The organism is Rufibacter soli (assembly GCF_054781795.1).
This window is the reverse complement of record NZ_BAAGTS010000006.1, coordinates 125,538-152,426: the sequence shown is the minus strand read 5'-3', so window position 1 is coordinate 152,426 and position 26,889 is coordinate 125,538. Positions and strand designations below refer to the sequence as shown.

Sequence of the window (26,889 nt, the reverse complement as noted above, 5' to 3'; positions counted from 1 at the left end):
ACTCATTCACACAATCACTCATTCACTCCTTATAAGATGCAAGAATACACCCGCTCCCAACTGGCCCTGCGTAACGGGCAAGACCGTGATGAGATTTGGGTCGCCTACAAGGGGGAGATTTATGATGTGACCAAGTCTAGGTTGTGGCGCCGCGGGAACCACTATGAGCACTGGGCCGGACAAGACCTGACGGAGGAACTCAAAGACGCCCCGCACACTGAATATGTGTTTGACAAGTTCACTGTGATAGGAATCTTAAAAAAATAGGGCTTCTTTGGGCAGATTTTCAGAGATTTGAGGCTGTTTCTTTCCTCCCGCTTATGATCCTTATTGCCGACAGTGGCTCTACTAAAACCGCCTGGCGCCTGCTAAACGCTCAGGGCGAAGTGGCCCAGGCCCTTACTGTGGGGATTAACCCCTATTACCAGGATACCCCCGAGATTGCCCAAACCCTGAAAGACAGCCTGTTGCCGCAATTACCCGGCATAGCGCCCCAACAAGTATATTTTTACGGCGCGGGTTGTAGCGCCAAAGACAAACAAGACCTAGTAGCGGCGGCGCTGCTAGCGGTGTTCCCTAACGCGCAGGTGCACGTGCACCATGATTTGGAGGCCGCGGCCCGGGCCCTGTGTGGTCACAAAGAAGGCATTGCCTGCATTCTGGGCACCGGCTCCAACTCGTGTCTCTATGACGGCGAAAAGATAATACAGAACCTGCCCAACCTAGGCTTTATTCTAGGTGACGAAGGCAGTGGCGGGTACATGGGCAAACACATTGTACAGGCTTTTCTGAACCAGGAACTACCCGCCGACCTGCACCAGGCCTTTGAGGAGCGCTACCATACCAACCGTGATGAGATAGTAGATAATGTGTACCGCAAGCCCTACCCCAACAGGTACATGGCCGGCTTTGCCCGCTTTCTCTCAGACCACCGCGAACATCCCTTCATTTACCAGATGATCACTAAATGCCTGGGTGATTTCTTTGAAAAGGCCGTGGTCAAATACCCAGACTACCAGAAAAAAGAAACCCACTTTGTAGGCTCCATTGCCTATTATTTCAGAGACATTCTGCGTACAGTGGCCCAACAGTACGGGGTCACCGTATGCACTATCTTAGAAAGCCCCATTGAGGGCCTTAGCCAGTATCATCAGCAAAAACTTTCCCTATGAGTACTACTGAAACCGCCTCGCACTATGACCATCTGGAAAAGATGAGCGTGCATGAACTCCTTACCAACATTAACAAAGAAGACAAAACGGTGCCCCTAGCCGTGGAGAAAGCCATTCCGCAGTTAGAGAAACTGGTAGCCGCCGTGGTAGCCAAAATGCGCGAAGGTGGCCGTCTGTTCTACATTGGCGCCGGTACCAGCGGCCGGCTGGGCGTGGTAGATGCCTCTGAGTGCCCTCCTACCTTCGGCGTGCCTTTTGACATGGTCATTGGCATTATGGCCGGCGGCGATACCGCCATTAGAAGAGCGGTTGAATTTGCCGAAGATGATGATCAGCAGGCCATCAGAGACCTGGATGCCTATGGCGTAAACGAGAAAGACGTGGTGGTGGGCATTGCCGCCTCAGGCCGTACGCCCTACGTGATTGGCGGTCTGCAGGCCTGCAATGACCGCGGTATTACCACCGGTTGCGTGGTGTGCAACGCAGACAGCAAAGTAGCCGCCGTGGCCCAGTTCCCCGTGGAAGTAGTAACCGGCCCCGAGTTTTTAACCGGCAGTACCCGTATGAAAGCCGGTACCGGCCAAAAGCTGGCCCTCAACATGCTCACCACCTCGGTAATGATTCAATTGGGCAAGGTGAAAGGCAACAAAATGGTAGACATGCAACTGACCAACCACAAATTGGTTGACCGCGGTGTCCGCATGATCATGGATGAACTCAACATCTCTGAGGAAAAATCCCGTGAGCTGCTGGACCTGCACGGCAGCGTACGCGCCGCCATCACCTCCTTCTACAATCAATAACCACCTCTTCTGTTTTGGGGCCGTTTTTTAGAAAACAGGCCCAAAACGCCATAAAAAAAGATCTGCCATTTACCGGCAGATCTTTTTTTATGGCTATCCCCATCCCTTGGGCTGGTTTACCCGTTACTCTTTTTCGCAGCTAAGTATATTTTGCCATGCACACCATAGAGCCCTTTTACAACTGGATTGAAGCTTACTCCGCAGCCGAAGATGAACGCTCCCCGCTGTACGGAGCCGAGTATAATGAGCTAGAGTACATGAACACCATTTACGGGTACTACATTCACCCGCAGTGGGATGATATAGACTCAGAGACGCTTTTCCTGAAGATTCTGTACGTAGACTACAATGAGGGCTACGCCATTATTGAATTCATTGGCGAATGGAATGACACACTCCACAATGACATCATGAGCCTGAAGCGCAACATCCTGGACCTGATGGTGGGCGAGGGCATTAATCACTTCATCCTGATTGGCGAGAATGTCTTCAACTTCCATGGGTCAGATGACTCTTACTATGAGGAGTGGTTTGAAGATGTGGAAGACGGCTGGATTGCCGCTATAGGCTTCCAGGACTTTGTGGTGCAGGAGATGCAGCAGTTCCACGTAGATTACTACATCAACTTTGGGGGCGACCTGGACAAGATTCCGTGGCGCACGCTGGCCCCGCCCCAGTTGTATATGCTGGTAGACAACCTTATCCAGAGAAGGCTGGGCGCCTAATGGCCCCGGCCTGTTTTGGGCACGTTTTTGTGAAAACAGGCTTAAAACAGGCCAGAGGGCTGACTGCCAGCGGGCCATAAAAAAGGGGTTCCTGAACAGGAGCCCCTTTTTTATATAACGGTAGTTTGCTTATTGAGGATCAACAGCGTCAACGCTATCTTCCAGCTCTTCAGCTCTCTCTTCAGCAGCAGGGTTGTCAGCATCATCAGCTGCATCTTCCATTTGCTCTGCTTTTTCTTCCTGGCGGTTTTCTTTGGCAGAGTCACAAGAAGCGAAACTCATCATACCGGCAGCAAGGGTCATTACAAACAATGTCTTTTTCATAGTTTTATTTTGTAGGGATTTAAAAACAATTTAAGGTAATCAATAATAGCGGCCTTCTATCTAAGGCGCCGCACTTATTTTGGGTCTACAGCATCAATGCTGTCTTTCACTTGTCTGGCTTCACGGGCCAAGGCTGTATCACCGGCCATCTCAGCGTGGGTTTCCACAATCTCGGCTTGCTCCTCCATTTTATTTTCGGTTTTAGAGTCACAGGCAGAAAAGCCCAGGATTCCGGTAAGCAAAGCAGAGAGAAAAAGTGTCTTTTTCATGGTTATGGCTTGTGCGTCTAAAGGTCATTTCCTCTTCTTGCCCAAGGGTATTGCGGGCATTTCAAGGTTTATGGAGTCTTGTACGCAAGTATGGAAGAATGGATATATTTTCTACCGTAGATATACGAATTATTCAACAAATACCTTGTATATACACAAAAACGCGGGTTATACTTAATAAATATCAAGTATAACCCGCGTTTTGGAAGTAATTCCGGCACGGTATGCCGAGTAGTGTTTATCTAATGGAATCAGTAGATAGCGTATCTAGCAACACCCCTTGCGTATCAATAGGAGAAGCAGTGGTCTCAGCAATGTCTGTGGCGTTCACTGCCTCCTCTGTTGTGGTGGGAGCAGCAGCCTCATCTGCTTTCTTAGAATTGCAGGCAGAGAAGGACAAGATGCCCACCGCTGCAATTAACGTCAAAATAGTCCGCATGATGTGTTAATAAAGGGTAAAAAAGGGTAGTAGGATGTAAGGTCTTGGTACCGAAAAAAGCAGGCGAACCTATTTCTTTCTGAACACTAAGTTAACAGGCACTCCTTCAAAACCAAAATGTTCCCGCAACCTATTCTCCAGGAACCGAGCATACGACTCTTTTATGTACTGCGGCAAGTTGCAGAAAAAGGCGAACGTAGGCGTGTGCGTAGGTAATTGGGTGACGTATTTAATTTTCACGAATTTGCCTTTAATAGACGGCGGCGGATAGCGCTCAATCTCCTTAAGCATGGCATCATTCAGCTTGGAGGTAGGGATCTTGAGCGACCGGTTCTCATACACCTGAATGATGGTTTCAATGGCCTTGTGCACCCGCTGCTTGTTCATAACAGAGATGAAGATAATGGGTGGGTAGGCAATAGGGGCAATACGCTCCAGAATAGCCTTCTCCATATCACGCACGGTGTTGGTTTCTTTCTCCACCAAATCCCATTTGTTCACCAGAATCACCAGGCCCTTGCGGTTCTTGTCGGCTAAGCCAATGATGTTCATGTCCTGGGCCTCAATGCCGCGGGTGGCGTCCAGCATCATCACGCAGATATCGCTTTCCTCCAACGCCCGAATAGAGCGAAGCACTGAGTAGAACTCAATGTCTTCATGCACCTTGCTTTTCTTGCGCAACCCGGCGGTGTCTACAATGATGAACTCTTTGCCAAACGCCTTGTAGTGCGAATGGATAGAGTCACGGGTGGTGCCGGCAATGTCGGTCACAATATTCCGGTCCTCGCCCAGCAGCAAATTCACGAACGAAGATTTACCTACGTTAGGGCGGCCAATCACGGCAATGCGCGGAATACCGGCCTCTGGGTTCTCAATGCCTTCCTCAGGGAAGTGCGACACCACGGCATCCAACAACTCACCGGTACCGGAGCCATTCTGGCTGGAAACCGGGAAAATCTCGGCTTCAAAACCCAGGGCGTAAAACTCGCCGGCCAGGTGCCCGCGGGCGTGGGTATCTGCCTTGTTGGCCACAATGTAAATGGGCTTTTTGGTGCGGCGCAGCACATCAGCAAACTCCTGGTCTAAACCGGTCACCCCGGCATCTACGTCTACCATAAACAGGATCACGTCTGCCTCTTTAATGGCCAGGTCAACCTGCTTTCTGATTTCGCCTTCAAAGATATCATCAGACCCGCGTACGTAGCCGCCGGTATCAATAACGGTGAAGTATTTACCTGTCCAGTTGCCGTGGCCATAGTGGCGGTCACGGGTTACGCCGCTCTCATTATCCATGATAGCTTTGCGGGTACCCACTAAACGGTTGAACAGGGTTGATTTGCCCACGTTGGGGCGTCCTACAATGGCGATGGTATTTTGTGCCATACTACTTGAAATGTGCGTTTTGAGGCTCCTTTTCAAGAATCACTCCCAAAACACGGGTGAAGCCCTGCGGTATCGCCTTCGTGGCGCCGCCAGGGTACTATCTTTTTAGTTGTCAGTTAGTAGTTGCTAGTTGTCAGTACAGAAGAAATAAGAATTTTCAACTTGGCTGACAACTAATAACTGACAACTAGCAACTATATACTGTTATATCCGAACCGATCCAGGAGGCGTTTATCAGCGCGCCAGTTCTCGTTCACGCGCACGTAGAGGTCCAGAAACACTTTCTTCCCGAAGAACTCTTCCATATCCAGACGGGCCTGGGTGCCTACTTTCTTTAAAGCGGCGCCTTTGTCTCCTATCACAATGCCTTTCTGACTCTTGCGCTCCACGGAAATTTCGGCGCGCATTCTTATGAGGTTGTCGTCTTCCTTGAACTCCTCAATCACTACCTCGCAGCTGTAAGGAATCTCTTTCTTGTAGTTGAGGAAGATTTTCTCCCGGATCATCTCAGCGGCAAAGAAACGCTCGGGCTTGTCGGTTAGTTCATCTTTGGGGTAATAGGGCGGGTGCTCCGGCAGCAGGTCCAAAATCTTCTGGAAAACCCCGGGCGTGCCCTGGCTGTGCAGCGCCGAGATGGCCAGGTATTCCTGCGCCGGTAACTGCTCTTTCCAGTACTCTACCTTGGCCACTACTTCTTCCTGGGTAGCCTGGTCAATCTTATTGATAAGCAAAAGAATAGGTGCCTTGGCTTTGCGCAGGCGTTCTACTACTTCACTCTCGTCATGCTTCTCGTAGATATCAGTCACAAACAGAATCACGTCTGCGTCTTCCAGAGAGGCGTGCACAAACCGCATCATAGACTCATGCAGTTCATACTGCGGCTGAATGATGCCGGGCGTGTCTGAATACACAATCTGGAAATCCTCTGAGTTAAGGATACCCATGATGCGGTGACGGGTGGTTTGGGCTTTAGAGGTGATAATGGAAAGTTTCTCGCCCACCATCACGTTCATCAAAGTAGACTTACCCACGTTGGGCTTGCCAATGATGCTTACAAACCCTGCCTTGTGCGGCTTCTCTGTTACGTTATTCTCCATCTTTCAAAACAATTTGCAAAGGTACGGTTTTTTAGGGAGTTATGAGTTGTGGGTTATCTAATATGCTTCTTTAGGTAAGGCCTACCGCCTATAACAGTTAAACGGGCAAAAAGTCCTTAAGGCACCTTTCTACTTTCGGGCTGTTTATACAAAAACGCCCGTGAAACAGTTTGTTCTTTTGCCTGTTTGGCCCATGATGGATATCACCTTCAGAAGACGTTCCCCGTACCTATCAAATCTGTATCTTTGCACCTCAATTGACTGCCTATGAAAAGTGGAGCCACTGGCAAAACAGGAGTATTATTGGTAAATCTGGGTACACCCGACTCGCCCAGCGTGCCGCATGTGCGCAAATACCTGCGTGAGTTTTTATTAGATAAACGGGTGCTGGACATTGCCGCTCCCAGCAGGTTTATGTTAGTGAACGGGGTGATTGCCCCTTTCAGAGCACCTAAGTCTGCCAAAGTATACGCCCAACTCTGGACCGAACGTGGCTCGCCGCTGCTGTTCCACGGGCTGGATCTGCAGAAGCTGGTGCAGGAGAAACTAGGCAAAGAGTACCACGTGGCCTTTGGCATGCGCTACCAGAGCCCCAGCATTGAGGCGGCCCTGGCCGAGCTGCAGGAGAAAGTAGTAGACCGTATTGTGGTGTTGCCGCTGTTCCCGCAGTACGCCTCGGCCAGCACGGGTTCTGTGCAGGAGAAAGTAATGGAACTGGTGAGCAAATGGGAAGTGATTCCAGACATCAGGTTTATCAGTACGTTTTGCAACCACCCGGGCTTTATTGGCACCTTCGCGGAGATTGCCCGCCAGCATATGGCTAAGCGCGACTATGACCATTTTGTGTTCAGCTACCACGGCCTGCCCGAGCGGCAGATTCTGAAAGCCAGCACCAAAGGGTATTGCCAGCTGGGCGTTTGCTGCAACACCTATCATAGCCGCAACCGCTACTGTTACCGCGCCCAGTGCTTTGAAACCTCGCGGCAACTGGCCAAGGCGTTGAACATACCAGAAGACAAGTATTCGGTTACATTCCAGTCACGGCTGGGCAAAGACCCGTGGCTGAAACCCTACACAGACTTTGTTTTGAAGGACTTGGCCGCCGCAGGCATCAAAAGCGTGCTAGCCTTCAGCCCCGCCTTCGTGGCCGACTGCCTGGAAACCACCATTGAGGTAGGCAAAGAATTCAAAGAAGAATTTGAAGCCGCCGGCGGTGAACATTGGCAACTGGTGGAAAGCCTTAACACGAATCCTATGTGGGTAGAGGCCGTGGCCCAGATGGTGCAGGAAGCCTGAGCAGGATCCCCGGAGCAGGATTTTCTGGATGAAGTTGATTTTCAGGATTGGGTTAGTTCTGTAGAAAAAAATCAAGAAGGCGTTTTGAGGCTGTTTTCTTAAAAACAGCCTCAAAACGCCTTCTTGATTTCAGCCGACTCGAAGCATGTGCCTTGCCTCAGGAGTAACGAAAGTTCCAGCCCCGCATACAATTATATATGGATGAGGAGTTCTTCAGCAGGTTGGTCAGGAAACATAATCTCCAGAACAGCATGAAACCATAGTCATCTGCCCCTGATCCTACTTCCGCACCGCAGCTTCAGCGTCTTAAGTGAGACCGAAGCCCCGTTCACCTGCTTCATCCTGAAATCAACCTAATCAAGTAAATCCTGGTCAGAAAATCCTGCTCATTAATCCTGAAAATCAACCTAATCCAGAAAATCCTGCTTCTAGATGCGGTCCAAATCTACCCATTTCTGGGTAATGACCGGGGAATGATGCAGGAGGCGCTCCAGAAGTTTTTCGGGCTGGTCTTCCACAATCAGGTTCTGGCGGTGCTCAGCTTTGATGAATCCTTCGGCCACAGCATGGTCAATCATGGCCAGGAAGGAATTGAAGTAACCGTTCACGTTGAAAAGGGCGGCCGGCTTCTGGATGATGTTGAGTTGGTTCCAGGTCACAATCTCGCAGAGCTCATCAAACGTCCCAAACCCGCCGGGCATGGCCACAAAGGCATCTGACTGGGCCGCCATGAGGGCCTTGCGGGCATGCATAGTCTCCACCACATGAAGTTCGGTGAGGCTTGGGTGCGCCACTTCCATGTCTACCAGGCTCTGCGGAATCACACCTACGACCTCTCCGCCTCCGGCTAGCACCGCATCGGCAATTACTCCCATGAGGCCTACCTTTCCGCCGCCAAACACCAGCCGTATGCTGCGCTGGGCAAATAAAGTACCCAGGGCCTGAGCCGTCTCACGGTAAAGAGGGTTTTGGCCGGTGCTGGCCCCACAGAAAATGGCAATGCTTTTCATAAAGTCTGGTGTTTAGGTGCAAGAAGCCATAAAAGTACAAAAGCCCGTGGAGCGGAGAAAAGCGCGGGGTGCTTTTGTTTTACGCCTGTTTTTCTAAAAACGGCTATAAAACGCCCGGGTAAACCTTCCGCCGCAAAACCGGTATCTTAAAAGACAGCCCCCTAGAAGACCTCCCCCAAGTTGCCCCGCAGAAACAGAAGTAAAACCTGACCCTTGCCGTATGAGTACCTGACGTTCCTTGCCATGCCTGCCGCCTCTGCCCTTCACCTTCCTGCCTTAATCTCTGACCTGGCTTTCATTCTGGCTACCGCTGGCATCACCACGCTTATTTTCAAGAAACTCAAGCAGCCGCTGGTATTGGGCTATATTATGGCTGGGGTGATTGTGAGCCCTAATTATTCATTCCTGCCCTCAGTCACAGACCGCCCCACCATTAGTGTGTGGGGGGAAATAGGTGTGATTTTCCTGCTTTTCAGCCTGGGTCTGGAGTTCAGTTTCAAGAAGCTGGCCCAGGTGGGCGGTACTGCCTCCATCACCGCTATGACCGAGGTGCTGGCCATGATCTTTTTAGGCTACGCGACCGGCCAACTGCTGGGCTGGTCTACCATAGACAGTATTTTTCTGGGCGGCATTCTCTGTATCTCCTCCACCACTATTATTATTAGGGCCTTTGATGAGCTGGGTGTGAAAACCCAGAAGTTTGCGGGCCTGGTGTTTGGCATTCTGGTGGTAGAAGACCTGATGGCTATTTTGCTGCTGGTGTTCTTGTCTACCCTGGCGGTAAGTCAGCAGTTTGGCGGCGAGGCCATGTTGCAGGCCATGCTGAAATTGGGCTTTTTTCTGTCTATCTGGTTTCTGGGCGGCATCTACCTGATTCCCTCTTTCCTGCGCCGGGCGCGCAAGCTCATGAACGAAGAGACGCTGCTCATCATTTCTGTGGCGCTCTGCCTGGGCATGGTGGTTATTGCCACCCAGGCCGGTTTCTCGCCCGCGCTAGGCGCGTTTATCATGGGCTCTATTTTAGCGGAAACCGTATTCAGCGAGAAAATTGAACATCTCACCAAGTCTGTGAAGGATCTGTTTGGGGCGGTGTTCTTTGTGTCTGTGGGTATGCTCCTTGATCTAAGGCTTCTGGTTTTGTATCTGGGCCCTGTCTTGCTCCTGACGGCAATTACCATTCTAGGCAAATTCTTCTCCAGCACCTTTGGCGCGCTGGCCGCGGGGCAACCCCTTAAACAGGCTACTAAGGCGGGCCTGAGCCTGGCTCAGATTGGGGAGTTCTCGTTTATCATTGCCACGCTGGGTATGTCTTTGAAGGTGACCAGTGACTTTCTGTACCCCATTGCGGTGGCCCTGTCTGCCGTGACCACCTTTACCACGCCCTTCCTTATACGCCTGGGAGATCCCCTCAATGCTTTTATAGACCGTCACCTACCAGACCGTTACAAAGCCGCATTTTCTACCTACAGCAAAAGCACCCAATCCATCAGCAACAAAAGCGACTGGCAGGTAGTCTTGCGCCGCTATGCCCAGATGGTAATCTCTAACTCCGTAGTGCTGATTGGCATTATCTTATTCTCCACGCAATACCTGGCGCCTACCTTTGCCGCGGCGTTCTCAGATGGGTTCTTCAGCAATTTGGTCACGGTGGGTTTGGCGTTGGTGTTTATGGCGCCTTTTATCTGGGCCTTGGCCATTAGAAGGGTGAGTTTGCGGGCCTACTCGCGGCTGTGGCGGCACAAAAAATACGCGCGCGGGCCGCTGGTAGCCCTGGAAACCGGCCGCATCATGCTGGCCCTTCTCTTTGTGGGGTTGCTGCTGGACCGCGTGTTCTCCATTCAGGTGGCGCTGGTGATCGCGGCTCTGCTGTTGGGCATTATTTTCCCGCTCCTCACCCAGCGCCTCCGAAGAACCTATAGCCGCATTGAGCACCGTTTCCTCAGCAACCTGAATGCCCGCGAGCAGGAAAGCGAGTCGCCGGTAAAGAAACTACTGCCCTGGGATGCCCACCTAGCTGAGTTCAAGATTAGCCCTGAGTCTGGGGTGGTAGGCAAATCCCTAATGGAGCTAGCCCTGCGGGAGAAGTTCGGGATCAATATCGCGCGCATTGAAAGAGGGAGTCTGGTGCTACCGGTGCCACGGGGCGATGACCGGCTTTACCCCGCCGATAAAATCACCGTGATTGGTACCGATGAGCAGCTAGCCGAGTTTAAACCTTTCATAGAGGCCTTTTCCCCTGAGCATCCGCCGCTTTCCACCCAGCCAGATATTTCATTAAGGCAACTGGTGGTAAATGCCCGGTTCCCTTTCCAGAACCTTAGCATCAGGGACTCCGGGATCAGGGAAAAGACCAACGGCCTGGTGGTGGGCATTGAGCGCAAAGGCAAGCGCTTGCTCAACCCAGACCCCTCCACGGTTTTCACGCCCGGCGATATTGTCTGGCTGGTGGGAGACGTGCGCCTGATCAAAACCATTGACCCTACCGCTTAACCAATTGCCGGGCAATTCCTGTTTTAAGCCTGTTTTGGCCAAAACGTGCTCAAAACGAAAATCGGGGGTTACCTTTATAAGGCAACCCCCGATCTCTCTGTTCTATTACCGTCTATACTAGTACGCTCTGGCAAAGTACACGCGGCGCTTGGAGGGCTGACCGGTGACCATGTCCACGCCGTCTTCCTCCGGGGAGTCCAGCGCGATGCACCGGATAGTGGCTTTGGTTTCCTCTTTGATGCGTTCTTCGGTTTCTGGGGTGCCGTCCCAGTGGGCCAGCACAAAACCTGGTTTCTCGTCCAACAAGCGCTTGAACTCCTCATAAGAATCCACTTTGGTGGTGTTGGCTTCCCTAAAGTCAAAGGCCTTGCGGTAGATGTTCTCCTGAATCTCGTCCAGCAACGCCGGGATCAAATTCACCAGGTCATCAAACTGCTGCGATGATTTCTCTTTGGTATCACGGCGGGCCACTTCGGCAGTGCCGTTCTCCAGGTCACGGCCTCCAATGGCAATTCGCACGGGCACACCTTTAAGCTCCCACTCGGCAAACTTAAAGCCTGGGCGCTCGGTGTCACGGTCATCAAACTTCACGGAGATGCCTTTGGCCTCCAGTTGCTTTTTCAGACCTAAAACTTTTTCAGAGATTTGGGCCAGTTGCTCCTCGCCTTTGTAGATAGGCACAATCACTACCTGAATAGGCGCCAGTTTTGGAGGCAAGACCAGACCTTCGTCATCAGAGTGAGCCATGACCAGAGCACCCATCAGGCGGGTGCTCACGCCCCAGGAGGTTCCCCAAACGTACTCCAGGCCGCCTTCTTTGGTCGCGAATTTCACGTCAAAGGCCTGAGCAAAGTTCTGCCCTAAAAAGTGAGAGGTGCCGGCCTGCAGGGCCTTTCCGTCTTGCATTAAGCCTTCAATGCAATAAGTGTCCAGGGCCCCGGCAAAGCGCTCATTGGCAGATTTCTTCCCTCTTACCACTGGCAAGGCCATATATCCCTCAGCGAAGTCGGCGTAGACGTGCAGCATGCGCTCGGTTTCTTCTACGGCTTCTTTGGCGGTGGCGTGGGCAGTGTGGCCTTCCTGCCACAGGAACTCGGCGGTACGCAAGAACAGACGGGTCCGCATTTCCCAGCGCACCACGTTAGCCCACTGGTTAATCAATAAAGGCAGGTCACGGTAGCTCTGGATCCAGCCTTTGTAGGTGTTCCAAATGATGGCCTCTGAGGTGGGGCGCACAATCAGTTCTTCTTCCAGACGGGCATTGGGGTCTACGCGCAATTTGCCGGGCTTGTCAGGGTCGGTTTGCAGGCGGTAGTGGGTTACCACAGCACATTCCTTGGCAAATCCCTCGGCGTTCTGCTCTTCGGCCTCAAACAAACTTTTGGGCACAAATAGGGGAAAGTACGCATTGGAGTGTCCTGTAGCTTTGAACATGTCATCCAGAACACGCTGCATCTTTTCCCAGATGGCGTACCCGTAGGGCTTAATGACCATGCAGCCGCGCACGGCGGAGTTTTCTGCCAGGCCGGCGCGCTTTACTAACTCATTATACCAGAGGGAATAATCCTCACTGCGTTTAGGCAACCCTTTGCTCATTTTGTGTATCTTTACTAAAGTGAACTATATCGCTAATATTGTATAATTCGGCATAGATTTTGCTTTCATTCAAGCATTAACCCATACCTTTTCGGGTCAAAAATACGTTAATATATCTGAATAGAAACGTTGGCGAACCGGATACTCGTGTTTCTTGGCTCGTGATTAGAATAAGCATCCTTAACCAACTACTTTACACCCATGAGATATTATACCCATAAACTGCTCCTGTTACCGCTCCTGGGTTTCCTGGCGGCAGGATGCAGCACGTCTTCCAACCTGCAGACCACTGAAACGGATGATGTGTATTTTTCCTCCTCTGACAAGGTCACGTACGTAGAACCGGTGCAGGTGCAGGAACAGCAAAGCACGGTCAACGGCGAGGAATATGATGCGTCGCAGGATATTTCTGAGCGTGTAAGCGACCCAGAAACCTATGCCAAACAACGTAACCGCCGTGACAATACGCCTTACCAATACTCTTATTATGATGCTCCCTTCGGGAATCCGTATTGGGCGTATCAGACTCCTTTCTACTCCCCGGGCCGTTATTATTCCCGCGCCCTGTACATGGACCCGTTCTATGACCCCTGGTATGACCCGTACTATGGACCAAGCATGGCGATGTATGATCCTTTCTGGCCCCGTACCGGTATCTCCCTTAGCATTGGCTTAGGTTTTGGCCGTTTCTATAACCCTTGGGGTTATGGGTATGGCGCCTATAACTACGGCGGATATGGTTACGGCTACAGCCCTTACCGGTATTACGGCAACAATTACTACGGTGAGCGCGTGATCGCTAACCAGGTATCTTATGGTCGCCGTGATGACCGCAGCTCCAATACCGCTGGGCGTAACCCTAACATTTCCCGCGATGGACGCAGCAATTCTGTGATCAGTACCAGCAGGTCAAGAGCTGCCGTTATGGAGCCAGGTGAGGTGAACCGGCCCAGAAGCTCTTCCAGCCAAAGGTATCCAGAGGGAACCACCCAGCCAAGACGCCGGCAAATAGTAACCCCTTCTGGCCAGAGTGAAAGTAACACCACTACTTCCCCTACGCCTTCCAGATCTAGAAGCAGTAATTCTGAGACAGCGCCGCCGGTAAGACGCCAGCGCACAGAATATACGCCTTCCCAACCCACTGAATCCCGTAGCCGCTCCTATGATCCGGCTCCAAGCAGAACCTATGAAGCCCCTTCCAGATCTTCTTCTGAAAGTAGCTCTGGGTCCAGCTCTGGATCAAGTTCAGGCGGTGGCCGCAGAGGCAGAAATTAATCCTCCAATTTTCAAAACTACATGAAACGATACAGCATTCTTCTGGCCTGCCTGGCTTTGCTAGGCAGTGCCGGGGAGGGCTTTGCCCAAAACGAGGTAGACGCCCTTAGATATTCCCGCACAGATTTTGGAGGGACCGCCCGCACCTTAGGCCTGGCCGGGGCCAACGTAGCCTTGGGTGGTGATGCCGGCAACCTGTCCACCAACCCAGCCGGGCTAGGGCTTTTCCGGCGCTCAGAGATCACCGTCTCTGGTGGGCTTAGCTTCAATGAGGTGAACAGCACCGTGTATGGCTCCCAGGCCATGAACAGCCGCAACAACCTCAACATCCCGGGCTTCTCTGCCGTGTTCTCTAACCGCAAAGCAGATGACCAGGAAGGCGACTGGCGCTCCGGTTCTTTTGGCGTGGGCTTTACCCGCACCAACAACTTTAACGTGCGCTCGCTTTACCAGGCCACTGGCCCCAGAGAGAACATGAAGTTTGGCGAATACGCCGCCCAGCGGGCCAATGCCAATGGTATTCCTACCAACTCATTACAGGAACTGGCTTATGAAACCTACCTGATAGACCAGGAAGACGACGGATACTATATTTCACCCAACCTGGTGGCCTCTAATCCTTTCCAGGAGAACATCCAGTCCAGCGGCTCTCAAAACCAGTGGGACTTTGCCTACGGCGCCAGCTTCAGGGATAAGATTTTCCTGGGTGCCTCCATTGGCCTGAGCACGTTTAGGTTCAAACAAACCAGAACCTACTCAGAGACCTCGCCGGCTACAGACATTGACAACCTCTCCCTGAGAGACGAACTGGAGACCGAAGGCAATGGCGTGAACCTTCGCTTCGGCGCCATTTACCGGCCAAGTGATGTGCTGCGCCTGGGTATTGCGGTGCAGACCCCAACCTGGTACACCATGACCGACCGTTTTTCCACCAGCCTGGCCGTGAACTTTAACCGGGCCCCAGAGGCGAATGCGTCGCTTAACCAGTATTTCGCCACAGACCCCGGTGAGTTTGAGTATAACCTGACCACGCCGTTCAAAGCCAGCGGGGGCGCCGCCTTCTTTATTGGCAAGAACGGCTTCATCACCGCCGATGTGGAATACGTGGATTACAGCAATGCCAACCTGAATTCTGATGAGTCTTTCCAGGATGCAAACCAGAGCATCAAGAGTCTCTACAACTCAGCCATGAACTACCGCCTGGGCGCCGAAGCCCGCCTGGATGTGTTTAGGTTACGGGCCGGCTACGCCCTGTACGGTGACCCATTCAAAGACAGCGATGTAGACCAGAAAAAGACGTTCCTGACCGGCGGGATAGGACTTAGACAGAACAACTACTTTATAGACGCCGCCTTGGTGTATAGCACCTACAAAAGCGTGTACACGCCGTTTGTGAATTCTCAGTTTGATGACCCCAGCTCTGAGTTCTTCCAAGTGCTTACCCCTACGGTGAACAACAAACACAAGAACACTAACTTCGTAGCCACATTCGGCTGGAACTTCTAATTTCTGTTTTGAGCCTGTTTTTCAGAAAACAGGCCCAAAACGCCCTTACAACAAAAAGGCCTTTCCTGAATCAGGAAAGGCCTTTTTGTTGATGGAACTGTATGAAAGATTAAATATGCAGCGCCCGGTTCTCCGTAGCAGCCAGACAGGCCTCTTTCATGGCTTCAGTATAAGTAGGGTGCGCATGGCTCATGCGGGCAATGTCCTCGGCGGAGGCCCGGAACTCCATGGCCACCACGGCCTCCGCGATCAAATCTGCTACGCGCGGCCCAATCATGTGAACGCCCAGGATCTCGTCGGTTTTGGCATCTGCCAGGACCTTCACAAACCCATCGGTATCCATTGACGCTTTGGCACGACCTGAGGCTTTGAACGGGAAAGAACCGGTTTTGTAGGCACGGCCTTCCTGCTTCAGTTGCTCCTCAGTGAAGCCTACGCCCGCCACTTCCGGCCAGGTGTACACCACGCCCGGGATGAGGTTGTAGTTGATGTGCGGTTTCTGGCCGGCCATGTACTCAGCTACCAGTACGCCTTCTTCCTCGGCTTTGTGGGCCAGCATGGCGCCACGCACCACATCGCCAATGGCGAAGATGCCGGGCACGTTGGTTTCCAGGTGGTCGTTCACGGCAATCATACCGCGCTCGCCCATCTGTACGCCTGCGTTCTCCAGGCCAAGACCCTCGGTGTACGGCTTACGGCCGACGGATACCAGGCAGTAGTCGCCTTCAAAGGTGATGGCCTGGCCTTTAGGGGTTTCAGCGGTTACTTTCACCACATCGCCTTCTACCTGCGCCCCGGTTACCTTGTGGCCCAGGAAGAACTCAAAGCCCAGCGTTTTCTTCAGCACGCGCTGCAGCTCTTTGCCTAGGGCGCGGTCCATGGTAGGGATGATGGCGTCTGTGTATTCTACCACCGATACTTTAGAACCCAGGCGGGCATACACCGAGCCTAACTCCAGACCAATCACACCGCCCCCAATCACGATCATGTGCTTGGGTACCTCTTTCAAGGTCAGGGCCTCGGTAGAAGTGATGATGCGGTTTTTATCAACGGGCAGGAACGGCAGGTTCACCGGCTTAGAACCCGTCGCGATGATGGTTTTATCGGTTTCAATCTGCTGTTCGGCAGCGCCTTCACCACCAGAAATCTTGATGGTATTTTTATTCACGAAGGAGCCCAGGCCGTTGTACACGTCTATCTTGTTCTTCTTCATGAGGTAAGCAATCCCGTCATTGTTAGACTTGATCACGCCGCTCTTGCGGGTAATCATCTGCTCCAGGTTCACCTGCAGGTTCTCCAGCTCAATGCCGTGCTCTTTAAAGGTATGCGCCGCATTGTGGAAGTGCTCTGATGAGTCCAGTAAGGCCTTAGACGGAATACAGCCCACGTTCAGGCAAGTACCGCCCAATACTGAATATTTCTCAATGATGGCTGTTTTCAAACCCAACTGTGCACAGCGGATAGCCGCTACATACCCTCCGGGACCTGAACCAATGACCGTTACATCGTATTTCATGTTCTTTCTATTTATGTGAAGAAAGGCTCCGTACTAACTCTACATCAGCAGCACGGAGCCTTTCGTTTTTGACCTATTTTCTGGAAATCGTGCTTAAAACGGAATTAAACCCCAAGAAGCAATCTCATTGGATCTTCCAGCAACTCTTTCACGCGCACCAGGAAGCTCACGGACTCACGGCCGTCAATGATGCGGTGATCATAAGACAGGGCCAGGTACATCATGGGGCGAATCTCCACTTGGTTATTGATAGCTACCGGACGGTTCACGATGTTGTGCATTCCCAGGATAGCTGACTGCGGCGCGTTAATGATTGGCGTGGACATCATGGACCCAAACACCCCACCGTTGGTGATGGTGAAGGTACCACCGGTCATCTCATCAATGCCCAGTTTGTTCTCGCGGGCACGCTTGGCCAGACGAACCACTTCCTTCTCAATACCGTCCAGGCTCAGGCTCTCGGCGTTCCGGATTACCGGTACCACAAGACCTTTAGGGGCGGATACGGCAATAGAGATATCGCAGAAGTCATTGAAGACCATTTCGGTACCGTCAATCTGGGCGTTAACCGCCGGCCACTCTTTCAGGGCTACGGTGCAGGCCTTCACGAAGAACGACATAAAGCCCAGGCCAACCTCGTGCTTTTCCTTGAACTTGTCTTTGTATTTGGCCCTGATGTCCATGATTGGCTTCATATCTACCTCGTTGAAGGTAGTGAGCATGGCCGTCTCATTTTTTACGGACACCAAACGGCGAGCTATGGTTTTACGCAGGCTGCTCATTTTCTCGCGGCGGCTGTTGCGGTCGCCGGTTGTGGCCGGGGCCGAAGCTGCTGCCTGAGTAGCAGGCGCAGCAGAAGCTGGTTGGGCGGCTGGAGCAGCCGGACGGGCCTGGGCGTTCTGCGCATCCTCTTTGGTGATACGGCCATCACGACCGGTACCATTCACGTCAGAAGAGGCAATGCCTTTCTCAGAAAGGATCTTGCCGGCAGCCGGCGATGGCGTGCCGCTGGCGTAGGTAGAAGCCCCACCCGCAGGAGCCGAAGCGGCCTGGGCTGGCTGGGCAGCAGGAGCAGCAGCCTGCGGTGCAGGGGCAGAAGCACCTGAACCGGCTCCTACCTCAATGCGGCAGATAGTGGCACCAATTTCTACGGTATCGCCTTCCTGCGCCACAATGCGTAATACACCGGCGGCCTCCGCGGGAAGTTCAAACGTAGCCTTGTCAGATTCCAGTTCGCACAGCACTTCGTCCATGGCTACCTGATCACCGTCGGCTTTGAGCCATTTGGCTATGGTTACCTCAGTGATAGACTCGCCTACCGTGGGGATTTTCACGTCCAGCGTCTGGCCTGTGCCACCACCTTGCGGCTGGCTCTGTGGCTGGTTCTGGTTGCCTTGGTTAGGGGTGTTCTCGGCGGCCACGGTGCTCTGCGGATCGGTCACGGATTTAGTCTCAGTGATGGTTTCCTGGGTAGCCACCGTGGTAGGTTGAGGGGCAGAGGCGCCTTCTCCGCCACCTTCAATGGAGCAGATTACGGCTCCAACCGGAATAGTGTCGCCCTCCTGGGCTTTGATTCTCAATATACCGGCAGCCTCAGCGGGCAGCTCAAAGGTGGCTTTATCAGACTCCAGTTCGCAGATGACCTCATCCATGGCTACCTGGTCGCCGTCCTGCTTCAGCCATTTGGCTATGGTCACCTCGGTGATGGATTCGCCTACTACTGGCACTTTTACTTCTAATGACATATCTTTTTAATTAATAATTAAAAATTAAGAATTAAGAATTCTCCTGCCCTTTTATGGTCTTTAGGATGGCTGTAATAATTTTTAAGAGTTCTTCGCAGTCAGCCAACAATGAACTTGCCATGGCATTATTCAAGTATTCTGTATCTCTCAAAAGCCTAAGCCAATAACGTGTCTCCCTGGCCTCTTTGTAAGCGATAGATAGCTTTGCAATAAAATCCTTTTTACTCTGCCCACCCATCGCTTCCTCTGCGTTGGCCCCAATTGAAGTTCCGCTTCTAAAAACCTGTTTCGAAATCAGGTAATCTTTCTTCTCTTCTAGTAAGAACTGGTTTAACTTAATAATACGGATAGCAAAGCTGTAGCTCTTATCTAGAAGTACATTCTCTGCTTTCATAGTATTAATTATTAATTACTAATTCTTAATTATATAGCAAACGCTCTTTCAATGATGCTGCGCTGCTCTTTCTGGTGGATTTTGTTGTAACCCGTGGCCGGCGAAGAGCTAGGTTTACGGGAAACTACATCTACTACGCGGTGGCGCATGACGCTCAGGATAAAGGTCCAGGCGCCCATGTTGTAAGGCTCTTCCTGTACCCAGAAGATCTGGGCGTTAGGGAATTTCTCCAATTCACGTACCAACTGCACCTCTGGGAACGGATGCAACTGCTCCAGACGGATGATGGCCACATCGGTACGGTTGGTTTTCTGCTGTTCTTCCAGCAGGTCATAGTACACTTTTCCGGAGCACAGCAATACCTTGGTCACGGCTTTGGCATCGGCGAAGCCGTCTCCCAGCACCTCCTGGAAGGCACCCTTGGTAAAGTCCTCTATAGGAGACATCACGCTTGGGTGACGCAGCATAGACTTAGGCGACATGTGGATACATGGTTTCCGGAACGGCGTAGCCAACTGGCGGCGCAGCATATGGAAGAAGTTAGCCGGCGTAGTACACTGGGTCACGTACATGTTATACTCGGCAGACAGCTGCAGGAAGCGCTCTGGACGGGCATTGGAGTGCTCCGGCCCCTGGCCTTCATAGCCGTGTGGCAACAACATCACCACCCCGTTCATGCGCTGCCACTTAGACTCTGTGGAAGAGATGAACTGGTCAATCATTACCTGGGCACCGTTGGCGAAGTCACCAAACTGGGCTTCCCAGATAACCAGCGCATTGGGGTTAGCCATAGCGTAGCCGAACTCATAGCCCAGCACACCATACTCAGACAGCAGCGAGTTGTAAATCTGCAGTTCGTGCTGGTTTTCCTGGATGTGGTCCAGGTTGGTATAGGCGGCGCTGGTGTTAGCGTCACGTAAAACGGCGTGGCGGTGCGAGAACGTTCCGCGCTGCACATCCTGTCCGCTCATGCGCACAATCTTGCCTTCCTGCAAGATGGAACCATAGGCCAGCAACTCGGCGGCGGCCCAGTTCAGCACCTTGCTGGTGAAGAACATATCCTGGCGTTCTTTGAGCAATTTCTCAATTTGCTTGAGTGGCTTGAAGTTCTCGGGCAGCGTAGTCAAGGCTTTGCCTACTGCCTCAATGGCTTCTACAGAGATACCTGTTTCCGGGGACTGGTTGAAATCTTCTGGGGTAGAGCGGCGCAGTTCCTGCCATTCTTTTTCCAGTACCTGGTAGTTGTATGGCAAAGGTTTCTGCTTGACCATGTCCAGGCGGTCCTGCAGCATCTGCCGGAACTCCTTGTCCATTTCCTCGGCCACTTTGGCCTCTAACTCACCGCGGCTCACCAGTTCATGCACATAAACCTCACGTGGGTTGGCATGCTTAGAGATGATGTTGTATAACTGCGGCTGTGTGAATTTTGGCTCATCTGCCTCATTGTGACCATGGCGGCGGTAGCACACCATATCAATGAACACATCATTGTGGAATTTCTGACGATACTCAGTTGCCAGGCGCACGGCAAATACCACGGCCTCTGGATCATCTCCGTTCACGTGGATAACCGGGGCGTCAATAATCTTGGCCAGGTCTGTGCAGTAGATAGAGGAGCGGGCGTCCTCAAAGTCGGTGGTGAAGCCTACCTGGTTGTTGATCACGAAGTGGATAGTACCACCGGTGCCGTAGCCTTCCAGCTTGGCCATCTGGGTGACCTCATACCCAATACCCTGGCCCGCCACAGCAGCGTCACCATGTATAAGGATAGGCAAGATTTTATTAGTATCACGGCCGTACATGGTGTCCAGCTTGGCACGCACAAAGCCTTCCACTACCGGGTTCACCGCCTCTAAGTGCGAGGGGTTAGGCGCTAGTTTGAGGTTCACTTTATGGCCAGACGGGGTATCAACCTCACTGGAGAAGCCCATGTGGTATTTCACGTCACCGTCGCCCATGGTCAAATCTGGAACGGCGGTACCTTCAAATTCTGAGAAGATCTGCTCATAGGTTTTGCCCATGATGTTGGCCAGCACGTTCAGACGACCGCGGTGGGCCATGCCAATCACCACTTCCTGCACGCCTAACTCAGCGCCTTGGTCTATGATAGCGTCCAGGGCCGGAATGGTGGTTTCCCCGCCTTCCAGCGAGAAGCGCTTCTGCCCTAAGAATTTTGTATGCAGAAAGTTCTCAAAGACCACCGCCTCATTCAGTTTGGAAAGAATGCGTTTCTTGGTCTCAATAGAAGGGTTGAAGTTAATCGACTCCTTCTCTATCTTTTCTTTGAACCAGTCCAGTACCTTGGGGTCCCGGATGTAGCGGTACTCAAACCCAATGGTTCTTTCATACACCTTTTTAAGGGTGGCCAGAATATCACGCAGGGTAGCGTTGCCTAAGCCCAGCTCAGCGCCGCTCTGGAATTTGGTGTCTAGGTCTGCCTCTGAAAGGCCAAAGTCTGGCAAATCTAACAGAGCCTTACGGTCTTTGCGTGGACGCACCGGGTTGGTGTTAGAGCGCAAGTGACCGCGGGAACGGTAGGCGTAAATAAGATTACGTACCTGAATCTCTTTCTCTACTTCAGAAACAGAAGCGCCGGTGCCGGGGGCGACTGCCGACTGGGCTGGGGCTCCACCTTCGCCATTTTCGCTAGGGTACGTTTGGGAGAAGTCAAAACCTTCAAAGAATTTCTGCCAGCCAAAGTCTACAGACGCCGGATCTTGCTGATACTGCTTGTACAGCTCGTCTATGTATGTTCCGTGGGCGTTGGCTATATATGAGTATTTATCCATAAAAATTGATAGTACTTTCTAAAATCGGGGTAAGTTAAATAATCTCTTCCAAAGGCTTTAATCATAAAACCGCATAAGCAAATATAAGGTTTACAACTTAAACCACTGCTGCATAATTTTAGATTTAACGGTTTATAAAGCATCACGTTACTTTTAAGTTGAAATTTAGCTCCTGGCAATATTAGAGATAATTACAGCAGCAGCAAATCTTTTTAAGATTGCTACTTGGTTTGCCGCAGGCACCTCCTTTTTCCTTCTATAATTTCTACAGAAAGGCTACTTTATGCAACGGTTCAAATAAAGGAGAAACAGTTTCATCTGTACTTTCAGAAACCTTCCCCGGCACCACTTCAGTAAAAAGAAGAAACCAAAGATAGATACCGTGCCCAAGATCATAGTTTACTCAGACTACGTTTGCCCTTATTGCTTTCTAGCCGAGCAGGAAATAGTGAAAGCACAGCAGATGCTGCAACTGGAAATTGAATTGGATTGGCGACCATTTGAATTACGCCCCTACCCTACGCCCACCCTCAAACCCGAGGATGACTATCTGCAAACCACCTGGCGCAATTCCGTTTATCCCATGGCAAAGGAGTTAGGGATTGAGATTAAACTGCCCACCGTCTCTCCGCAGCCTTACACACATTTGGCGTTTGAAGGCTTCCAATACGCCAGGGAGCAAGGCAAAGGAGCAGCCTACACCCACCGTATGTTCACCGCCTTTTTTCAGGAAAGCCAGGACATTGGCCAAGTGGCGATTTTGACAAAACTAGCAGGTGAAATTGGCTTAGATACTAAGGCGTTTGAAGAGGCGGTAACGTCACGGCGGTACAAAGAGGCACATGAAAAGGCACTACAGGAGGCTACCCAGGAAATGCAGATACGGGCGGTGCCCACCATGATTATTGGAAACCGCATTGCCCGCGGTATGCTACGGGCAGAAGATTTGGTGCGGGTTTTACAGGCAACGGAATAAGCGGGCATTTTGAGCCTGTTTTGCGCAAAACAGGCTCAAAAAGGCCTGCTATTCTCTGTTACGCACCCGGGTAAACTCCGGGGTGGCGGGGGCTTTGGTGGCTAATTTGCTTTCTGTGGAAGGGCCTCCCTGGACTAACACACCCCGCTCTTCATCTATCACCACGGTTTTCTTGCGCCAGCCTTCCACCTTTGATTTATCCACCACCTCATCGGCGCCCCGGCCGCCGTAGATATTCACGTAGCTTCCCTTGGCAGCCACACCTTTCACATCAAAGATATCATCGCCTTTGAGGCCGTAGAGGTTAATGGTCTCGGTTTCGCTGGCAAACAAAGTGCGGCTATAGACCTTAGCCCCATTCAGGTTTCCTTCGCCCAGCCTGAACACCTCTACCACGGTTCTCCCCTGGCTCAGGCGCTGCACCACAAACCGCTCCGGTTCATCTGAACCAACCACCGCTACTTCTTTGGCCAGAATCTTATAGTACTCCTCGGCGGCCTGGGGCAGCTTGTGCAGCCTTGACCGCAGGTGATTATAGGTTTCTTCGCCTACCAATTGGTACACCGGCTGCGGGAACTGCCGTACGGCCACCCGTAGCACAGAATCTGTGAGGGCGGTTTGCATTTCACGGGCCAGGCGTTTAAAATCTACCAGGGAGACCTCAGGCAAGGCCCGGGCATCAAGAAAAGCGGCGTTAATGGTAAGCCCGAACACATCTTTATAGGTGGGGTGGAAAGACTCAAACTTACGGGCCGCAAACTTACGCGTAGCCAGCCACGGCAGAAGCCCATCATCATAGCGGCAAAGCGCCTGGTCGCGGTCTTTGGGCACGGGTTTGTACCAGGTCTCATTGCCCTGTTGGTACACGGCCCAGTCCCACTGACCTTCATGGCGGTCCCAGTCGCTGAGCAGCAGATCTAGCAGGCGGGCGCGGGCGTAGGCCCACTGGTCTATGCGGTGCCGGCTGGACTGGTAGTGGCGCACCAGCATTTCTTCGGTGTCAACCAAGTCTGTGGCCGCCCCAAACGCCTTGGTCAGGGATGCCTTAGAGGTGAACTTCTCCTCCATGAGAAAGAGCTTGTTCCCGAACAGGTTGGAGTATTGCTTGAAGCTCTTGTCTGAGGGTAGCACGTATACCAGGCGCGGGCTGGGGTGGAAAATACCGGCAGCCTGGGCCAGCGGCGCTACCACCAGGGCCGCGTAGGGGTTGGTGGCCGAGATCTGATCGCGTACAAAGCTGCCCACAAAGGTTTTCTGCCAGAAAGACGGCAGCACGCTGATAGGGTCTTTGTCTAAAGAGCGCAAGGCAAAACGCCGGCCCGCCGGGTCTGTTAAGGTAAGGCTGGTGGTTTGCATGCCACCACCTAACTTTTCAATGGAAAGCCCTCCTTCGGCCTCTTTCATCCGGAACACCTTGGCCTTGATAGGCACGGCCCACACATCCCGGTAATGCTCGCCCAGGAAAAACTCGCCAAAGGCGCTGCGTTGGTAATGGGTGCCGGCACTTACCAGCACACAGTCTGGCAATTGGGTTAAAAGGCTACTGCTTCCCATAAAAACAGAAGGGAGCGCCTCTTTTGGGGTGGAGCGGTCTATCAAGAAAGAATGCACCAACCCATACAGGAAGATCCCTCCCACCAGTGCCAGCCATATCCTTCTCTTCATGTAAGCGTTTTTAAATAGAGTTCAGCTTTACCCTAAAAAGGCACCAAAGGTTTAACTATGTTTGGCGCGCTTGTTTTATGCCTCTTTTACGGAAAACAGGCATAAAACAATTACCTTTAACACACGCGTGGCTACGTTAACTTTGCGGCGACCTCTGCGTTTAAACATGTTCCACCAACTTCTTTAATTTCTTACTTATGGCAAACAGTGCTATCTACAACGGCATCACCCCAGACTTATACCAAAACCTGCGCGGAAAATTAAGCGCGGCCGGTATTGAGTTAGAGGGCAACAACGGACGGGTCTCCAAGCAGGGCGTGACGGCAGACTATGCCTACAATGAGGACTCCCAAACGCTGCAGATCAACAACGTACAGGTTGCTTTTCCGGCCAGCATGATGTTCAGCCCAGATAAAATCATCCAGAAGATAAACGAGGCCGTGCGCGGCGCCGGCGGCCAAGTTGCCTAACCTGGAAAAAAGAATAATCCTAGCGCCTACATTTGCGTATAAAAGTCCCGGTCTGCTGCCTAAGGCGGACCGGGACTTTTATTTTTCATTCAATCATTAGAAACGCTAGAGACACCTAATACTATGGAACAAGCAGAAAACACTTCCGCCCACCTTGTACAGCCTAAAGATTTTGCCAAAACCGTGGAATCTATCATGAATGTTTACCAAGGCAACCATGATGTGCTGCCAGATCTTCTCTCAGACGCCGGAAGGCTGCTGCTTAAGGCTCGCGAGAAAATGACTCCCGTGCAAATGGTACTTTCTGTGGCAGCGGTAGCCATTGGCGCCATTGTGCTGGTAAGCTACAGCGCCGGCCAGTTCACAGACGCTGAGGAAGTGAAAGAATAGCAAATACCTATACAATAGCCGCAACGCCCCGTTCTTTTATAAGAGAGAGCGGGGCGTTGCTGTTTATACCCGTGGCGTAAATTTTCCTGACCAGAAAGGCGATGGCCGTTGCTGGCTTATTTCAGCTGGTGACTTTACATCCGTTTTAAGGCCGATTTTCTGAAAACACCCTTAAAACAGCTTTTTCTTCTGAAAGGAAACAGGCTCTTCGGCACTCTCTTTCTCTTCTTTGCGTTGTAGAAATACCGCTCTATGCCAAAACCCAGGAAGAAATACGCCGCTGTTCTAGTTGCCCCACTCACCGCCCAGGAGCGCGTGAGCCGCTACATGCGCGGCAACAAAGGCAAGCACACTCAACCAGAGCTTTTGCTCCGGCGGGCGCTTTGGCAAAACGGGCTACGGGGATACCGCTTGCACTGGAAACAATTGCCGGGCAAACCCGATGTCTGTTATCCCGGCCGAAGGCTGGCCATCTTTGTGCACGGCTGTTTCTGGCACCGCTGCCCTCACTGCCAACCGGCCCTACCTAAAACCAACGTAGATTTCTGGACCGAAAAATTCACCCGCAACCAAGAACGGGACCGGCAGCACCGCGAGAAGCTGAAGGCCGCGGGCTGGCAGGTGCTGGTGATTTGGGCCTGCCAACTGCAGCAGGATTTGGAGGGCTGTATTTTAACCGTAAAGGCGCTGCACGCGGGGGTGCCGGAGAGCTATTGGCTGGAGGCGGCGTAAAATGAAGTAGTACCGCTAGAAAAGCAAAAACCTGTTTTAGGGCCGTTTCCCGGAAAACAGGCCTAAAACAGGTGAAAAGAATTCTGGCACCCAGAATTACTACTTTCCCATTAAAATTTGTAGTCCACTCCCAGGCCTAGGGACTTCGGTCTATATGCTTCGTAAAGGCTGGTCCTCTTGAAGTTCTTATATAGGAGATTCCCTTCTAGGTAAACGTCAAACCGCCGGCTTATGCTGTATTTCAGGAGCAGCCCCCCAATAAATGTGGTGTTTATCCCAGAGTATTTCTCCTCAGAGAGAACCGTTGTAACCCCGGCCCTATCTTTTGCATGCTGGTGTTTGGTGCTGCCAACGGTGGGAACAAATTTAGCGGTGACATAGAACTGGAACCGACGGCTAGGATTGAAAGGCGTGAATTGGATAGCAACCGGAAAGACCCACCCTCTGGTAGTGCGGTACCTGTGCTCATGGGTCAGTTCCGTGTCTCCATCTTCTCTATAAATTCCCCCCATATCAAACTCGCTCTTGTTATAACCAATACTTACCTGCACATTGAGTCTTGGCGTTAGCCTGTAGCCAACATGAGGAGTTATCCAAGGCGTGACGCCTCCTCCTTTCCCAAAGTCATTATACAAAAGTGTATAACTTACATTACTGAGGTCTATGCCCACATAAAGTTTTTTATTTTGAGAAGTAGATGGGCCTTCGGGATCTTGCTGTTGTGCCTGCACAGTTGAGGAAAATAGCAGGATAATTAAAAGTATCTTAATCAAATTCATTATGGTATTATGTCAGTTGAAAATTTACTCAGGCTCCATCGCTTCTTA

At 51.8% G+C, this 26,889-nt stretch carries 25 protein-coding genes; 12 read left to right on the top strand and 13 right to left on the bottom strand.

Annotated elements, in window-relative coordinates; translation table 11 throughout:
* The first annotated feature begins 36 nt into the window (after window positions 1–36).
* From ACYVJQ_RS19275 to ACYVJQ_RS19260, 4 genes are all read left to right on the top strand, one after another.
* Entirely contained in the window at window positions 37–267 is a 231-nt protein-coding gene (locus tag ACYVJQ_RS19275) for a cytochrome b5 domain-containing protein (protein WP_460894753.1), read from the top strand.
* Window positions 268–320: 53 nt separating this feature from the next.
* A complete protein-coding gene (locus ACYVJQ_RS19270; RefSeq protein WP_460894752.1) occupies window positions 321–1,172 on the top strand; it encodes an N-acetylglucosamine kinase in 852 nt (283 codons plus the stop codon).
* On the top strand, window positions 1,169–1,975 hold the full coding sequence (gene murQ, locus ACYVJQ_RS19265) for an N-acetylmuramic acid 6-phosphate etherase (protein WP_460894751.1): 807 nt from the start codon (window positions 1,169–1,171) through the stop codon (window positions 1,973–1,975). The genes ACYVJQ_RS19270 and murQ overlap by 4 nt, the downstream gene beginning before the upstream one ends.
* A gap of 155 nt (window positions 1,976–2,130) precedes the next feature.
* Complete coding sequence (locus tag ACYVJQ_RS19260) at window positions 2,131–2,700, top strand: hypothetical protein (RefSeq protein ID WP_460894750.1); 570 nt, start codon at window positions 2,131–2,133, stop codon at window positions 2,698–2,700.
* Between the two features lie 129 nt (window positions 2,701–2,829).
* Here the strand turns inward: ACYVJQ_RS19260 and ACYVJQ_RS19255 are convergent, their stop codons facing one another.
* The 5 genes from ACYVJQ_RS19255 to era form a co-directional block, all read right to left on the bottom strand.
* Window positions 2,830–3,024 (bottom strand): hypothetical protein, encoded by a 195-nt coding sequence (locus ACYVJQ_RS19255; RefSeq protein ID WP_460894749.1) that lies wholly within the window; start codon window positions 3,022–3,024, stop codon window positions 2,830–2,832.
* Between the two features lie 74 nt (window positions 3,025–3,098).
* Window positions 3,099–3,293: a hypothetical protein gene (locus ACYVJQ_RS19250; RefSeq protein ID WP_460894748.1), complete on the bottom strand. Its 195-nt coding sequence runs from the start codon at window positions 3,291–3,293 to the stop codon at window positions 3,099–3,101.
* A 238-nt stretch (window positions 3,294–3,531) separates the two neighbouring features.
* Window positions 3,532–3,732 carry a hypothetical protein gene (locus tag ACYVJQ_RS19245; RefSeq protein ID WP_460894747.1) on the bottom strand — a complete coding sequence of 67 codons (201 nt, stop codon included), beginning with the start codon at window positions 3,730–3,732 and terminating at the stop codon, window positions 3,532–3,534.
* Window positions 3,733–3,801: 69 nt separating this feature from the next.
* On the bottom strand, window positions 3,802–5,115 hold the full coding sequence (gene der / locus ACYVJQ_RS19240; RefSeq protein WP_460894746.1) for a ribosome biogenesis GTPase Der: 1,314 nt from the start codon (window positions 5,113–5,115) through the stop codon (window positions 3,802–3,804).
* A 194-nt stretch (window positions 5,116–5,309) separates the two neighbouring features.
* Entirely contained in the window at window positions 5,310–6,212 is a 903-nt protein-coding gene (era, locus tag ACYVJQ_RS19235; protein WP_460894745.1) for a GTPase Era, read from the bottom strand.
* 267 nt (window positions 6,213–6,479) lie between these two features.
* On the opposite strand from era, the gene hemH reads away from it, so the two are divergent.
* Window positions 6,480–7,508 carry a ferrochelatase gene (gene hemH, locus ACYVJQ_RS19230; protein ID WP_460894744.1) on the top strand — a complete coding sequence of 343 codons (1,029 nt, stop codon included), beginning with the start codon at window positions 6,480–6,482 and terminating at the stop codon, window positions 7,506–7,508.
* 428 nt (window positions 7,509–7,936) lie between these two features.
* Here hemH and ACYVJQ_RS19225 read toward each other — a convergent pair whose 3' ends face one another.
* Window positions 7,937–8,518 carry an LOG family protein gene (locus tag ACYVJQ_RS19225; RefSeq protein WP_460894743.1) on the bottom strand — a complete coding sequence of 194 codons (582 nt, stop codon included), beginning with the start codon at window positions 8,516–8,518 and terminating at the stop codon, window positions 7,937–7,939.
* A 243-nt stretch (window positions 8,519–8,761) separates the two neighbouring features.
* On the opposite strand from ACYVJQ_RS19225, the gene ACYVJQ_RS19220 reads away from it, so the two are divergent.
* Window positions 8,762–11,008, top strand: coding sequence for a cation:proton antiporter domain-containing protein (locus ACYVJQ_RS19220; protein ID WP_460894742.1), 2,247 nt, complete (start codon window positions 8,762–8,764; stop codon window positions 11,006–11,008).
* Window positions 11,009–11,125: 117 nt separating this feature from the next.
* On the opposite strand, the gene proS is transcribed toward ACYVJQ_RS19220, so the two are convergent.
* Window positions 11,126–12,604 carry a proline--tRNA ligase gene (gene proS / locus ACYVJQ_RS19215; RefSeq protein ID WP_460894741.1) on the bottom strand — a complete coding sequence of 493 codons (1,479 nt, stop codon included), beginning with the start codon at window positions 12,602–12,604 and terminating at the stop codon, window positions 11,126–11,128.
* Window positions 12,605–12,805: 201 nt separating this feature from the next.
* Between proS and ACYVJQ_RS19210 the strand changes: the two genes are divergently transcribed.
* Entirely contained in the window at window positions 12,806–13,879 is a 1,074-nt protein-coding gene (locus ACYVJQ_RS19210; protein ID WP_460894740.1) for a hypothetical protein, read from the top strand.
* 21 nt (window positions 13,880–13,900) lie between these two features.
* Window positions 13,901–15,385: an OmpP1/FadL family transporter gene (locus ACYVJQ_RS19205; protein WP_460894739.1), complete on the top strand. Its 1,485-nt coding sequence runs from the start codon at window positions 13,901–13,903 to the stop codon at window positions 15,383–15,385.
* Between the two features lie 109 nt (window positions 15,386–15,494).
* Here ACYVJQ_RS19205 and lpdA read toward each other — a convergent pair whose 3' ends face one another.
* From lpdA to ACYVJQ_RS19185, 4 genes are all read right to left on the bottom strand, one after another.
* The gene (gene lpdA, locus ACYVJQ_RS19200) at window positions 15,495–16,901 is read right to left on the bottom strand and encodes a dihydrolipoyl dehydrogenase (RefSeq protein ID WP_460894738.1); all 1,407 of its coding nucleotides are present in this window, start codon (window positions 16,899–16,901) and stop codon (window positions 15,495–15,497) included.
* A gap of 104 nt (window positions 16,902–17,005) precedes the next feature.
* Entirely contained in the window at window positions 17,006–18,646 is a 1,641-nt protein-coding gene (gene odhB, locus ACYVJQ_RS19195) for a 2-oxoglutarate dehydrogenase complex dihydrolipoyllysine-residue succinyltransferase (RefSeq protein ID WP_460894737.1), read from the bottom strand.
* A gap of 31 nt (window positions 18,647–18,677) precedes the next feature.
* Entirely contained in the window at window positions 18,678–19,040 is a 363-nt protein-coding gene (locus ACYVJQ_RS19190; protein ID WP_460894736.1) for a four helix bundle protein, read from the bottom strand.
* A gap of 29 nt (window positions 19,041–19,069) precedes the next feature.
* Window positions 19,070–21,829 carry a 2-oxoglutarate dehydrogenase E1 component gene (locus ACYVJQ_RS19185; RefSeq protein WP_460894735.1) on the bottom strand — a complete coding sequence of 920 codons (2,760 nt, stop codon included), beginning with the start codon at window positions 21,827–21,829 and terminating at the stop codon, window positions 19,070–19,072.
* A gap of 382 nt (window positions 21,830–22,211) precedes the next feature.
* On the opposite strand from ACYVJQ_RS19185, the gene ACYVJQ_RS19180 reads away from it, so the two are divergent.
* Window positions 22,212–22,805 (top strand): DsbA family oxidoreductase, encoded by a 594-nt coding sequence (locus tag ACYVJQ_RS19180; protein WP_460894734.1) that lies wholly within the window; start codon window positions 22,212–22,214, stop codon window positions 22,803–22,805.
* 48 nt (window positions 22,806–22,853) lie between these two features.
* Here the strand turns inward: ACYVJQ_RS19180 and ACYVJQ_RS19175 are convergent, their stop codons facing one another.
* On the bottom strand, window positions 22,854–24,470 hold the full coding sequence (locus tag ACYVJQ_RS19175) for a hypothetical protein (RefSeq protein WP_460894733.1): 1,617 nt from the start codon (window positions 24,468–24,470) through the stop codon (window positions 22,854–22,856).
* 197 nt (window positions 24,471–24,667) lie between these two features.
* On the opposite strand from ACYVJQ_RS19175, the gene ACYVJQ_RS19170 reads away from it, so the two are divergent.
* From ACYVJQ_RS19170 to ACYVJQ_RS19160, 3 genes are all read left to right on the top strand, one after another.
* Window positions 24,668–24,940 (top strand): hypothetical protein, encoded by a 273-nt coding sequence (locus ACYVJQ_RS19170; protein WP_460894732.1) that lies wholly within the window; start codon window positions 24,668–24,670, stop codon window positions 24,938–24,940.
* A 123-nt stretch (window positions 24,941–25,063) separates the two neighbouring features.
* Entirely contained in the window at window positions 25,064–25,330 is a 267-nt protein-coding gene (locus ACYVJQ_RS19165; RefSeq protein ID WP_460894731.1) for a hypothetical protein, read from the top strand.
* Between the two features lie 252 nt (window positions 25,331–25,582).
* Window positions 25,583–26,062: a very short patch repair endonuclease gene (locus ACYVJQ_RS19160; RefSeq protein ID WP_460894730.1), complete on the top strand. Its 480-nt coding sequence runs from the start codon at window positions 25,583–25,585 to the stop codon at window positions 26,060–26,062.
* 110 nt (window positions 26,063–26,172) lie between these two features.
* Here the strand turns inward: ACYVJQ_RS19160 and ACYVJQ_RS19155 are convergent, their stop codons facing one another.
* The gene (locus tag ACYVJQ_RS19155) at window positions 26,173–26,841 is read right to left on the bottom strand and encodes an outer membrane beta-barrel protein (RefSeq protein WP_460894729.1); all 669 of its coding nucleotides are present in this window, start codon (window positions 26,839–26,841) and stop codon (window positions 26,173–26,175) included.
* Between the last annotated feature and the right edge of the window lie 48 nt (window positions 26,842–26,889).

What these genes read in the sequence shown, in the direction of transcription:
- ACYVJQ_RS19155 (WP_460894729.1), bottom strand. Translation starts at nt 26,841, where the DNA reads ATGAATTTGATTAAGATACTTTTAATTATCCTGCTATTTTCCTCAACT.
- ACYVJQ_RS19165 (WP_460894731.1), top strand. Translation starts at nt 25,064, where the DNA reads ATGGAACAAGCAGAAAACACTTCCGCCCACCTTGTACAGCCTAAAGAT.
- proS (WP_460894741.1), bottom strand. Translation starts at nt 12,604, where the DNA reads ATGAGCAAAGGGTTGCCTAAACGCAGTGAGGATTATTCCCTCTGGTAT.
- ACYVJQ_RS19175 (WP_460894733.1), bottom strand. Translation starts at nt 24,470, where the DNA reads ATGAAGAGAAGGATATGGCTGGCACTGGTGGGAGGGATCTTCCTGTAT.
- ACYVJQ_RS19260 (WP_460894750.1), top strand. Translation starts at nt 2,131, where the DNA reads ATGCACACCATAGAGCCCTTTTACAACTGGATTGAAGCTTACTCCGCA.
- ACYVJQ_RS19170 (WP_460894732.1), top strand. Translation starts at nt 24,668, where the DNA reads ATGGCAAACAGTGCTATCTACAACGGCATCACCCCAGACTTATACCAA.
- ACYVJQ_RS19160 (WP_460894730.1), top strand. Translation starts at nt 25,583, where the DNA reads ATGCCAAAACCCAGGAAGAAATACGCCGCTGTTCTAGTTGCCCCACTC.
- ACYVJQ_RS19190 (WP_460894736.1), bottom strand. Translation starts at nt 19,040, where the DNA reads ATGAAAGCAGAGAATGTACTTCTAGATAAGAGCTACAGCTTTGCTATC.
- ACYVJQ_RS19250 (WP_460894748.1), bottom strand. Translation starts at nt 3,293, where the DNA reads ATGAAAAAGACACTTTTTCTCTCTGCTTTGCTTACCGGAATCCTGGGC.
- ACYVJQ_RS19270 (WP_460894752.1), top strand. Translation starts at nt 321, where the DNA reads ATGATCCTTATTGCCGACAGTGGCTCTACTAAAACCGCCTGGCGCCTG.
- ACYVJQ_RS19185 (WP_460894735.1), bottom strand. Translation starts at nt 21,829, where the DNA reads ATGGATAAATACTCATATATAGCCAACGCCCACGGAACATACATAGAC.
- murQ (WP_460894751.1), top strand. Translation starts at nt 1,169, where the DNA reads ATGAGTACTACTGAAACCGCCTCGCACTATGACCATCTGGAAAAGATG.
- ACYVJQ_RS19205 (WP_460894739.1), top strand. Translation starts at nt 13,901, where the DNA reads ATGAAACGATACAGCATTCTTCTGGCCTGCCTGGCTTTGCTAGGCAGT.
- ACYVJQ_RS19220 (WP_460894742.1), top strand. Translation starts at nt 8,762, where the DNA reads ATGCCTGCCGCCTCTGCCCTTCACCTTCCTGCCTTAATCTCTGACCTG.
- ACYVJQ_RS19245 (WP_460894747.1), bottom strand. Translation starts at nt 3,732, where the DNA reads ATGCGGACTATTTTGACGTTAATTGCAGCGGTGGGCATCTTGTCCTTC.
- odhB (WP_460894737.1), bottom strand. Translation starts at nt 18,646, where the DNA reads ATGTCATTAGAAGTAAAAGTGCCAGTAGTAGGCGAATCCATCACCGAG.
- ACYVJQ_RS19275 (WP_460894753.1), top strand. Translation starts at nt 37, where the DNA reads ATGCAAGAATACACCCGCTCCCAACTGGCCCTGCGTAACGGGCAAGAC.
- ACYVJQ_RS19210 (WP_460894740.1), top strand. Translation starts at nt 12,806, where the DNA reads ATGAGATATTATACCCATAAACTGCTCCTGTTACCGCTCCTGGGTTTC.
- der (WP_460894746.1), bottom strand. Translation starts at nt 5,115, where the DNA reads ATGGCACAAAATACCATCGCCATTGTAGGACGCCCCAACGTGGGCAAA.
- lpdA (WP_460894738.1), bottom strand. Translation starts at nt 16,901, where the DNA reads ATGAAATACGATGTAACGGTCATTGGTTCAGGTCCCGGAGGGTATGTA.
- hemH (WP_460894744.1), top strand. Translation starts at nt 6,480, where the DNA reads ATGAAAAGTGGAGCCACTGGCAAAACAGGAGTATTATTGGTAAATCTG.
- ACYVJQ_RS19225 (WP_460894743.1), bottom strand. Translation starts at nt 8,518, where the DNA reads ATGAAAAGCATTGCCATTTTCTGTGGGGCCAGCACCGGCCAAAACCCT.
- era (WP_460894745.1), bottom strand. Translation starts at nt 6,212, where the DNA reads ATGGAGAATAACGTAACAGAGAAGCCGCACAAGGCAGGGTTTGTAAGC.
- ACYVJQ_RS19255 (WP_460894749.1), bottom strand. Translation starts at nt 3,024, where the DNA reads ATGAAAAAGACATTGTTTGTAATGACCCTTGCTGCCGGTATGATGAGT.